The following is a 9,106-nucleotide window of genomic DNA, read 5'->3' on the forward strand; positions in this document are numbered from 1 at the left end:
GGTGGGAAGATGCATTTGGCTATTTTTGGATTTATGGCGTTATGGAGCCCTTTTTTTCTCATGACGTTGGTGTTTTTGTCTGTGCTCTACTTTTTGATCACGATCAAATGGAGGGACAGCTTTAAGGATAATAGAAAATTGGCGGGGAAAGAAGCCGCATTTTTCCTTGTTTCGATGGTTTTGTTATATGCCATCAAGGGTTCGCCTGTTGAGGTTCTGAGCGGGATATTGTTTTCTGCACATATGACACAGATGGCATTTCTATATCTTGTCTTTACTCCATTATTAATTCTCGGAATACCGGATTGGGTTTGGAAGGCAATGATTGAATTGCCTGTCGTCAAACAAATATTCAGTTTTATGACCAAGCCGCTGATTTCCTTATTGTCATTCAATCTGGTTTTTTCGATTTACCATATCCCGTTGATTTTTGATAGCGTACGAACCGACGCCACTCTACATGCTTTAACCACCTTCATGTTATTCATTCTTGCTGTATTCATGTGGTGGCCATTGATTAATCCGGTAGATGAAGATATTGAATTAAGTGGATTAAAACGAATTGGCTATATTTTGGGGAGTGCCGTGTTATTGACCCCGGCATGTGGATTGATCATCTTCGCAGAAAATCCGATGTATGCGACCTATTATGATCCGAACGAATGGCTTCAAGCTTTATCTCTTTGTGTACCTGTGAATACCCTGGAAGGATTGACCCTGACAGGTCCGGAATTATTTACTTCCATGTCGACTCTCAATGATCAACAGCTCGGAGGAGTCTTGATGAAGATTATTCAGGAAATCGTGTTTGGTGTCGTTCTATTTAATTTATTCTTCCAATGGTACAGAAAGGATCAGGAGCAGCAGGAGAAGCTTTCATATGATCCGGTTGCAGATTCAACTCTGCCAGAACAATAAAAGCTAATACAGGGATTTCGGGGAGTGTTATTCCTGTATGTACATAGGTATCCTGCAAATATTTCCCCGAGAGAAAGACGCTGGTTAGAATACTTTAGAAAAGAGAGGAAACGAGATGGATTTACCTATTTTACCTACCATTAGCACGAGTTTCATCGTGTTAAGTGCTGTTACTGTAGCGATAGGCTGGTGGCAGATTAAACAAAGAAAGATTGAACAGCATCAGAAGACGATGACTCTTGCGGGAATCTTCGCCCTTATCTTTTTCGTTATCTATTTAAGCAGGACGATTTTTGTCGGAAACACTTCATTTGGTGGTCCAGATGACATTAAGATCTATTATACGATCTTCCTGGTCTTTCATATTACCCTGGCAACCACAGGTGCCGTATTTGGCATCATGAGTCTTTGGACAGGGTATAAAGATCGCCTGAAGATCCATCGCAAGCTTGGTCCTATTACAAGCTTTATCTGGTTCTTCACAGCCATCACAGGGGTTGCCGTATATCTTCTGCTTTATGTTTTTTACAAAGGTGGAGAGACAACCTCCGTTATAAGAGCAATACTCGGTTATTAATAAAAACCGCTATGTGTTTCACGTAGCGGTTTTTTTATGAGCGAATAAAAAAGGCAAATCCCGGGGTAGTGGGATTTGCCTTTTTATACTTTGAAATTGGTTTTAATGATACCTGCTTCTTTTGCAGAGTTAAACACGATGAGAAGCAATGGACCGATAATGAATCCCAATACCCCAAATAGTTTAAGACCTAGATACATGGCGATTAGCGTAGCTAGAGGGGATAATCCAATATGGCTTCCCATTACTTTTGGTTCTACGGTGCGTCTGATGATCAACAGTATGGCAGCCAGCACCGCTAATTGGCTTCCGAGGGCGATGTTTCCGGTCAATAGATGGAAGATTGACCATGGGCCCAATACAACAATGGAACCAATCAGTGGAATGAAATCAATCACCCATATGATGATTGACATCACAATCGCCACTTCAGGAGAAATGAAAAGAAGCCCGATCAAGGAAACGATAAAGATGATGATACTGACCAGAAATTGTGCTTTAAAGAATCCAAAAATGACGTAAGTTAATCTCGACGTCATGAAGGTTACTTTCTCGGCTGTTCTTTCTGTCAAATGACCATAGATGGATTTCTTGATCCTGGGCAGGTCCAGCATGAATAGAAATAGTGCGATTAAGTAGACGAGAAAACTCACCAGATAATTCGGGATATACGACAAAACCACGCTTATTCTTTCTATGTTGAATGAATTAAGAATCTTAGTCTTGCCGCTTTCCAAAAAGCTCTGGACGTCATCACTGAAGCTCTGCACCAATTCATCAGGGAGGTCCTCGGTTGCATTCAACAATCTATCTTCATAATCCAGCCAGATATCGCTTAATTGATTGACGTATTTGGGCGCATCTTCAATAAGCTTGATGCCTTCACCGACCACTTTTGTAGTGATGAAAAACGAGGAGACACTGATAAGGAGTAGAAACAGAATGAAAACGGAAAGGACCGCGAATCTCCGTTTTGTTGAAAAGCGTTTTTGGATAAAGCCTACAGCAGGCTCGAGAAAAAGAGCGGTAATGATCGCCATAATCAATGTGACGGATACCGGCAGAATAAAAAATGCAATTAATGCTATCAGTACGATGATCAATGCGGTCATCCATACTTTTTTAGTGAAAAACTTGGACAATGGTGTACCCCTTTCTAACAGGAACCTCTTACTTTTATTATATTAGAGTCAAAGGAGAATGAACAGTGGGAAGAAAGTGAAATTTTGAAGGTTTTGTATCCATTTGGAACAGGTTGTGACGAAGTATCTTTCTTAAAAGAAAACCAAATAGAAAAGACTGTCCATAAGTCAGACAGTCTTTTTTAAAAGTGTATTACCATGCAAAGTTCGCTGCATCTTTTTTAACATCAGCTAAGAGCTTTTCACAAGAAGTGACAAGATGTTTAGGGAACTCTTCACCTTCACCATATTCAACTCCGTGCGGGTAGTAATGTTTCCCAAGTAGCGGAGTCATCAATTGAATTACAGCGTCATGCTTTCCGATATCCCCCTCGACTGCAAGACCCTGTATACGTAAATAGAAAATACCTTCTCTAATTTCAAATTTACGGTCATAGGTCACGCGCTCATAATCCCATTGACCTGCACGGACCAGTCCATGAGATTCCATGATTTCGTCCAATCGGTTTAAATCGACTTTTAAGCTTTCAAATTCATTTGCTTCAAAACGCATAATATTTTCCTCCTATATTGGCTTGCATGAGAACAGCGGATACATTGTTATCTCCCCATGCTGTCCGTATGGTAGAAGCATTAATATCGGTGTATGTACATTGATACTAAATGCGGTATTTCTCATTCTTAATAATAGTGGAAAAAACTTTATCTTGCAATGTCTTGAATCATTTGAATTGGGTGATTTTTAAAAAGATGAATATCTTTCAGGAGTAAGTCTGAAAATAGGAGGGAAAATGTGTTATAAAAAGGAGGACTAAGATGACCGTAATCAGGGACATAATGACAAAGGATGTTGAGACTTGTTCATTGCTCGACAATGTTTATGAGGTCGCTCTGAAAATGAAAGAATTTAATATTGGTTCCATTCCCATTCTGGATGAAGAAAAAATAGTGGGAGTGATGACGGACCGTGATATAGTCATCCGCTGTATCGCTGAAAAGCATCCTGCTTCATCTAAAGTTGAGGATATTATGAGTAAACACCTCGTCACGACGGGACCGGACACTTCAGTTGAGGAAGCAGCCCATATGATGGCAGAAAATCAGGTGAGGAGACTTCCTGTAGTTGAAGGGGGGAGGTTGATTGGTATGATATCCTTAGGCGATCTTGCCATAAGGGAATCGTTGGGTAAAGAGGCGTATGTGGCTCTGGAAAATATATCAGAATCGGACTTCAGTAATAAACCATTTTAGTCTAAAGGAAGGTCATGTCGACAAACATGGCCTTCCTTATTTTTGAGGAAAAAAAGATTGCAAGGGTGCGTCAGTTTTAGAACGAGTAAAAATATGCTATTCTTTATGATAGACACCATTTTTATAATCATCATTAGTGTATACTATTCATAGTAATGTTGACCTATTTTTTCATGGGAAAAGAGAGGAGGGGAAATCCTGAGAACGGTTTTGCGTGTTTTGATCATTTTTGTCATTATTTTAATTATTGGTATTTATCAAGGTCAAAAGCAGGAAAACAAACCATTAAAGGGACCAGAGACCCAAACTCTTAAGGAAGACAAAGAGAACAAGGTGAATCAAACAATTGGGACACCAGGGGAAAGACCGGCTTCAGGCTTATCCACATGGATAGGCAAAGATACGAAAAAGGTAAAGGAAGCATTTGGGGAACCGGAAAGAGTCGAACCCAGTCCGTACGGGTACGAATGGTGGGTTTACCCGATTTCACCTAAACAATACATACAGATGGGCGTTTTGAACCATAAAGTGGTTACCCTCTATGCCATCGGGAATCAAGTGGATGTCGCCCCTTATAAGCTTGGACAGCGTTTGGAAGATATTTATCGTTTTACCATTGTCGAATCTGAAATTGTTGTGAACGATGATTCAGGTTCCTATCAATTCGAACTAAATGAAGAAGATTTGAATACCCGTCTTCTCGTGCCTCTTGGTAATATCTACGCTCAGCTTTACTTGGATAAAATTACAAGCCGGCTGACGAGTATACGTTTTTTGGATAGCCCCACATTGATCGAGATGCACCCGTATGAAATGATGTATCGAGGTGAATTGGCTGAGGAAACGGAGCCGAGTGAAGACGAATGGGATAAGGTGAATACTGCCAGTGAACAGCAGATATTTGATATTACAAACGTGATTAGACATCAATTTGGAGAAGATACACTGAAGTGGGATGAGGAAACGGCCCAAATAGCACGGGGGCATAGTAAAGAAATGTTTGAGGGGGACTACTTCTCGCATGATTCACCTACCCTTGGGGATCTCTCTCAGCGTTTAGAACAAGGGGATGTTCGTTTTAAGACAGCAGGGGAAAACATCGCATCCCAGTATACGGATGCTCCGGAAGCTGTCCATGGCTGGCTCAATTCAGAAGGTCACAGGAAGGTCCTGCTGGATCAGAACTTCACACATCTTGGCGTAGGGGTTTACAAACGATTTTATACCCAGAATTTCATAGAGAAAATGGAAGATGAAGAATAAAAAAATGGATTCTCCGATTTTGAATGGAGAATCCACTTTTTTATTGCTTCTTCTTAAAAATAAAAAAAGAACCCGTTGAGTGAGCCACGATTTTCCCTTCAGAACTTACCACTTTACCGTCCACTACAATCGTTTTGCTTCCTTGATGGACAACTGTCGCATGGGCAGTGAGGCGTTCACCTATACCGGGTGCCAAGTAATGGACATTTAAGTTTGTCGTTACAGCCCCATAACCTTCGGGAAGTATCATATTTGCTAAGGTCCCCATTGCTGTATCCACCAGGGTAGCAGTTACACCACCATGTACAATTTCCAGGGAGTTATGTGTAACGGGAGTGATCGGGATGCTCACCTCAAGGTTACCATCCTCCACTTTCCTATCCATGGCGAATATCCCGCCTATGATTGATCCATTCTCGCTGCTTTTCTTCCGTTGTATTCCTTCGAACAGCTGTTTCACAATCAGGAGATCCTCATCAGTAGCCCCAGTCATACATTCATTAAATAATTTTTGTACCTGTTCTCTCATTTTTAAACATCCTTTTAAAGTATTCACAGTCAAGCACATCAAGTACTTGAATCGTTGGAAAGCGCACGCATAATCTCATGTAAATATTACTACAAAAAGGAATGTATCACCATTCTTTTCAACTTTTCATAAAGTATAGTAGGTAGAAGCCTGTAATGGAGGTGTTCATGTTATGGGGAAATCATTACACCCTAAAGTCAAAGAATTTAAAGGTTTTGTGAAAAAGCACCCGAAAATCATAAAGGATGTCCGAAACGGTGATGCTAATTGGCAGGATCTCTTTGAAGACTGGTATTTGCTTGGGGAAGACGACACAAGATGGGATAAATACAGGACACAATCAGTGAAAGAAAATGAAAAGACTTCCAACAACTCCGAAAGTAAAGGAGGGTGGATGGATCAGGTTGGAGAAATGGTGAAGAAAATGGACGCTAATCAATTGCAGCAGCATATTAACAGCATAAGTGAAGCACTTGGAACAGTACAGGGAGTGCTCAGTCAATTTCAATCAGGAAACAATAGGGGATCAGGGACAGCGACCAAAACAGAAGCGCCATCCAAGCCTTCCCATCCTTTTTCTTTCCGAAAAGATTAGGGGGTAAAATATGAGACCGGATGTCATTGAATATATTTATGGCAAAGAAGATCTGAAGTTATTCCTTAGGGATCAACCCGAGTGGTACCGTACGCTTTCACGAAATCCCAATGAATTAGAAAAGTTTGAGATCGCGTCCATTAATCATTTTCAAAAAACGATACCACATAGGGTTCAAAAATTTTCGAATGGGGTCCAGATGGCTTCCATGATGATCAGTATGTTTCAATCGATGAATAGTGCCGACGATTAAGGTGCTATTTTTTTTGTCTTCATTTCGACGATGGATATTTGAGTAAAAAAGCGATCGATAGGGCAAGGCTATAGGTAAGGAGTGGTGTAAACGATGAAGAAAATGATCATGTTAGCGATCGCTTTACTAATACTAAGCGGTTGTAAGGAAAAGATGCCTGAGCCGGAAAGCTTCTCGTTCGCTAAAAAAGTGGAGGCGGCAAATCGAGGGCAGAAGCCTGTTTCCATTAAACATATGGTTCAGGGAAATCAAGTGTATATTGAGTGCATTGTACCAGGTGTCACATTCACATCAGAAAAAAAGGGTGCCAAAAAGGGAAAAATCATTGTCCGGTCCAATACGGGGAATTTGTATAAAGAATATCATACGGCAGCCTTTGTTATTAAAGGATTACCCAAAGGTGTGCACCTTTTGAATGTTGAAATTGTAGGGAAAAACAACCAATCATTTGGAATGAAAGAACAGTTTTATGTGACAATTCAATAAAGGATTTAAACCTTCACCGTCGTGCTTTCGACGGTGATTATTTTTGGTCATGAACATTGAAATTGAAATATCGAATATGCCTATTCGCTTCCTTCCGTAAAACATGTTAAAATATTGATACGGAGGTGGGCGTTATGCTTGCTACTATTGAAAGAATGGGAATATTGGATTCAGCTGACGAATTATCTCAGTGGATACTGGAATCTGATGTGGCAGAGAATTATCGTAAGTCTTTATATAAACTGCGTAACAACTCTGAAACCCAGCGAAAGGTTCAAACCTTTTCACGGATGAAAGAGAGTTACGAAGAAGTACAACGCTTTGGCAGATACCATCCTGACTACAAAACCATCATGAAAGAAATCCGGGAAGTAAAAAGAGAAATGGATCTTGATGAGAATGTGGCAGAATTCCGCAGAGCTGAAAACGAGTTGCAGGATCTCCTTGATCATGTGAGCCTGGTGATTGGACATTCCGTCTCTAAAAATGTGAAGGTTCCTTCAGGAAATCCTTTCTTCTCAAGTGGGGGATCCTGTGGAGGAGGCTGCGGTTCAGGGGGGAGCTGCGGTTGTTCGGCGTAAATAAACAAACAAAAGAAAGAGCGGACTAAAAAATGTCTGCTCTTTCTTTTTTTAAGGTGAACACCTATTGTTTTAACCGGACACAATCCACACAGAGATTCCCACAGCAAAACATTTTTTCCAGGGGAACAAAGAATCGGTGGCGATAGACATATAATGATTCCTCTTTTCTGAAAAAAATAGTATCAGAATGCAGTCTTTTTCCACGCATGGCTTTAGCCGACCATTTCTTGATGGAGTATTCAATGTCACTTTTCGTTTTCCCTGATCGAATATAGATGAACGGAATGCCGGCACTCCATTTTACTTGTGCTTCTTCAATTCCGTCTTCTTCCTTCAGATGTTCGATGAAATAGTCCCAAATCACATTCAAGTCCATGTAGGCCCTCCATTCTCTCGATATGAAATATTTACTTTACACTCCACTTAAGGAAAGATCATACCATTCCTTATTGCTTACCCGAACGCTATTATGCTAGACTTAAAAAAAAGTGATTCCTAGAGGGGAAACTATATGTTAACAGAAAGACAAGGTTTAGTTGTTTGGTTACATAGCTTGAAGCATGCCAAGTCCCTTAGACGATTTGGAAATGTTCACTATGTATCGAAGAAAATGAAATATGTTGTGCTTTATTGCAATCAGGATGAAATTGACTCTGTGATGGAAAGAATCTCTGCTTATTCATACGTGAAAAGAGTCGATCCTTCCTTTAAGCCATTTATCAAGTCCGTATTTGAAAATTCACGGCCTGATAAAGCGAAGGAATATGATTACAAAATGGGATTTTAAGAATGGCTGCCAAAGAATGTTGTTTTGGCAGCTTTTTTCATTGGGTTTTTATGTCACTCCGTTTGAATCTGAGACAGTTATTGCAAAGGCAGTATATAATGATTCAACCTCAAGATGGCAATCAAGTGCTGATAATACAGGGCATTTTCCGGAAATAGTGTCGAGGGCTTAACATCCATCTGAATGATGACTCTGCCAAGCTTCTCAGCAGCCTCCTCAAAGAGTGAGTAGCGCTGGTTAGGTGTAATATTCGGATTTGGAACTCCTTCCCTGCATATATAAATGGCTTGGAATTTCCCTTGTTCCGTCGGTTTCATCACTACGGCTAAAGAAGTGACAGCGCGGTCCTTCACAATGGTATGAAAGGCCAGCATATGCTGCAGACGTTCCTCATTCCCTTTCGCAAGTTCCAAAAGCTCATAAATATCTGAATATCCTTCTCCTAATTCAATAAATCGTTGAATCATTGTATTATTCCCCTTTTCTTACCAAGTTCATCAATTCCTTATTATTTCAAAACTAAACCCATAAGTAAAGATGCTAATTTAGACACTCATATCTTGCCTTAGAAGAAGCGAGTAGTGGTTGATTTCCACTCCAGGTGCTCGCTTTCCGCGGGGCGTGAGTTGAGCCTCCTCGGGCGTTTGCACTGGTCCCATAACGTTGGACACTTAAATTTCTAAGCAGCTAATTCAGTACTTACTCGATAAGCTACCGGACT

General features: G+C 40.5%; 14 protein-coding genes. 9 read left to right on the top strand and 5 right to left on the bottom strand.

The features are described from left to right. The first annotated feature begins 9 nt into the window (after nucleotides 1-9). Together ctaG and NQ095_RS12585 are read left to right on the top strand one after the other, a co-directional pair. Nucleotides 10-918 carry a cytochrome c oxidase assembly factor CtaG gene (gene ctaG, locus NQ095_RS12580; RefSeq protein ID WP_258263809.1) on the top strand — a complete coding sequence of 303 codons (909 nt, stop codon included), beginning with the start codon at nucleotides 10-12 and terminating at the stop codon, nucleotides 916-918. 115 nt (nucleotides 919-1,033) lie between these two features. Further along, complete coding sequence (locus NQ095_RS12585; protein WP_258263810.1) at nucleotides 1,034-1,495, top strand: DUF420 domain-containing protein; 462 nt, start codon at nucleotides 1,034-1,036, stop codon at nucleotides 1,493-1,495. Between the two features lie 83 nt (nucleotides 1,496-1,578). Here the strand turns inward: NQ095_RS12585 and ytvI are convergent, their stop codons facing one another. Both ytvI and NQ095_RS12595 read right to left on the bottom strand, forming a co-directional pair. After that, complete coding sequence (gene ytvI, locus NQ095_RS12590) at nucleotides 1,579-2,637, bottom strand: sporulation integral membrane protein YtvI (RefSeq protein WP_258263811.1); 1,059 nt, start codon at nucleotides 2,635-2,637, stop codon at nucleotides 1,579-1,581. A 193-nt stretch (nucleotides 2,638-2,830) separates the two neighbouring features. Beyond that, nucleotides 2,831-3,190, bottom strand: a complete 360-nt coding sequence (locus NQ095_RS12595; RefSeq protein WP_258263812.1) for a YugN family protein — start codon at nucleotides 3,188-3,190, stop codon at nucleotides 2,831-2,833. Nucleotides 3,191-3,453: 263 nt separating this feature from the next. Between NQ095_RS12595 and NQ095_RS12600 the strand changes: the two genes are divergently transcribed. Together NQ095_RS12600 and NQ095_RS12605 are read left to right on the top strand one after the other, a co-directional pair. Continuing rightward, a complete protein-coding gene (locus NQ095_RS12600; RefSeq protein WP_258263813.1) occupies nucleotides 3,454-3,888 on the top strand; it encodes a CBS domain-containing protein in 435 nt (144 codons plus the stop codon). 333 nt (nucleotides 3,889-4,221) lie between these two features. Further along, nucleotides 4,222-5,151: a CAP domain-containing protein gene (locus tag NQ095_RS12605; RefSeq protein WP_258263814.1), complete on the top strand. Its 930-nt coding sequence runs from the start codon at nucleotides 4,222-4,224 to the stop codon at nucleotides 5,149-5,151. Nucleotides 5,152-5,191: 40 nt separating this feature from the next. Here NQ095_RS12605 and NQ095_RS12610 read toward each other — a convergent pair whose 3' ends face one another. Then, on the bottom strand, nucleotides 5,192-5,680 hold the full coding sequence (locus NQ095_RS12610) for a PaaI family thioesterase (RefSeq protein WP_258263815.1): 489 nt from the start codon (nucleotides 5,678-5,680) through the stop codon (nucleotides 5,192-5,194). A gap of 172 nt (nucleotides 5,681-5,852) precedes the next feature. On the opposite strand from NQ095_RS12610, the gene NQ095_RS12615 reads away from it, so the two are divergent. The 4 genes from NQ095_RS12615 to NQ095_RS12630 all read left to right on the top strand — a co-directional run bounded on the left by NQ095_RS12615 (nucleotide 5,853) and on the right by NQ095_RS12630 (nucleotide 7,595). After that, complete coding sequence (locus NQ095_RS12615) at nucleotides 5,853-6,275, top strand: YlbD family protein (protein ID WP_258263816.1); 423 nt, start codon at nucleotides 5,853-5,855, stop codon at nucleotides 6,273-6,275. A 10-nt stretch (nucleotides 6,276-6,285) separates the two neighbouring features. After that, nucleotides 6,286-6,528, top strand: coding sequence for a YlbE-like family protein (locus tag NQ095_RS12620; protein WP_258263817.1), 243 nt, complete (start codon nucleotides 6,286-6,288; stop codon nucleotides 6,526-6,528). A 93-nt stretch (nucleotides 6,529-6,621) separates the two neighbouring features. After that, complete coding sequence (locus NQ095_RS12625) at nucleotides 6,622-7,014, top strand: membrane lipoprotein lipid attachment site-containing protein (protein WP_258263818.1); 393 nt, start codon at nucleotides 6,622-6,624, stop codon at nucleotides 7,012-7,014. Between the two features lie 134 nt (nucleotides 7,015-7,148). Next, complete coding sequence (locus NQ095_RS12630) at nucleotides 7,149-7,595, top strand: YlbF/YmcA family competence regulator (protein WP_258263819.1); 447 nt, start codon at nucleotides 7,149-7,151, stop codon at nucleotides 7,593-7,595. A gap of 64 nt (nucleotides 7,596-7,659) precedes the next feature. On the opposite strand, the gene NQ095_RS12635 is transcribed toward NQ095_RS12630, so the two are convergent. Then, nucleotides 7,660-7,974: a hypothetical protein gene (locus NQ095_RS12635; RefSeq protein WP_258263820.1), complete on the bottom strand. Its 315-nt coding sequence runs from the start codon at nucleotides 7,972-7,974 to the stop codon at nucleotides 7,660-7,662. 135 nt (nucleotides 7,975-8,109) lie between these two features. On the opposite strand from NQ095_RS12635, the gene NQ095_RS12640 reads away from it, so the two are divergent. Further along, nucleotides 8,110-8,385 carry a YlbG family protein gene (locus NQ095_RS12640; RefSeq protein WP_060669934.1) on the top strand — a complete coding sequence of 92 codons (276 nt, stop codon included), beginning with the start codon at nucleotides 8,110-8,112 and terminating at the stop codon, nucleotides 8,383-8,385. Between the two features lie 77 nt (nucleotides 8,386-8,462). On the opposite strand, the gene NQ095_RS12645 is transcribed toward NQ095_RS12640, so the two are convergent. Continuing rightward, nucleotides 8,463-8,852 carry a DUF7147 family protein gene (locus NQ095_RS12645; RefSeq protein ID WP_258263821.1) on the bottom strand — a complete coding sequence of 130 codons (390 nt, stop codon included), beginning with the start codon at nucleotides 8,850-8,852 and terminating at the stop codon, nucleotides 8,463-8,465. Between the last annotated feature and the right edge of the window lie 254 nt (nucleotides 8,853-9,106).

This window comes from Rossellomorea sp. SC111, assembly GCF_024733565.1.
In the GTDB taxonomy this organism is placed as follows: domain Bacteria; phylum Bacillota; class Bacilli; order Bacillales; family Bacillaceae_B; genus Rossellomorea.

What these genes read in the sequence shown, in the direction of transcription:
- ctaG (WP_258263809.1), top strand. Translation starts at nt 10, where the DNA reads ATGCATTTGGCTATTTTTGGATTTATGGCGTTATGGAGCCCTTTTTTT.
- NQ095_RS12585 (WP_258263810.1), top strand. Translation starts at nt 1,034, where the DNA reads ATGGATTTACCTATTTTACCTACCATTAGCACGAGTTTCATCGTGTTA.
- NQ095_RS12595 (WP_258263812.1), bottom strand. Translation starts at nt 3,190, where the DNA reads ATGCGTTTTGAAGCAAATGAATTTGAAAGCTTAAAAGTCGATTTAAAC.
- NQ095_RS12600 (WP_258263813.1), top strand. Translation starts at nt 3,454, where the DNA reads ATGACCGTAATCAGGGACATAATGACAAAGGATGTTGAGACTTGTTCA.
- NQ095_RS12610 (WP_258263815.1), bottom strand. Translation starts at nt 5,680, where the DNA reads ATGAGAGAACAGGTACAAAAATTATTTAATGAATGTATGACTGGGGCT.
- NQ095_RS12615 (WP_258263816.1), top strand. Translation starts at nt 5,853, where the DNA reads ATGGGGAAATCATTACACCCTAAAGTCAAAGAATTTAAAGGTTTTGTG.
- NQ095_RS12620 (WP_258263817.1), top strand. Translation starts at nt 6,286, where the DNA reads ATGAGACCGGATGTCATTGAATATATTTATGGCAAAGAAGATCTGAAG.
- NQ095_RS12625 (WP_258263818.1), top strand. Translation starts at nt 6,622, where the DNA reads ATGAAGAAAATGATCATGTTAGCGATCGCTTTACTAATACTAAGCGGT.
- NQ095_RS12630 (WP_258263819.1), top strand. Translation starts at nt 7,149, where the DNA reads ATGCTTGCTACTATTGAAAGAATGGGAATATTGGATTCAGCTGACGAA.
- NQ095_RS12635 (WP_258263820.1), bottom strand. Translation starts at nt 7,974, where the DNA reads ATGGACTTGAATGTGATTTGGGACTATTTCATCGAACATCTGAAGGAA.
- NQ095_RS12640 (WP_060669934.1), top strand. Translation starts at nt 8,110, where the DNA reads ATGTTAACAGAAAGACAAGGTTTAGTTGTTTGGTTACATAGCTTGAAG.
- NQ095_RS12645 (WP_258263821.1), bottom strand. Translation starts at nt 8,852, where the DNA reads ATGATTCAACGATTTATTGAATTAGGAGAAGGATATTCAGATATTTAT.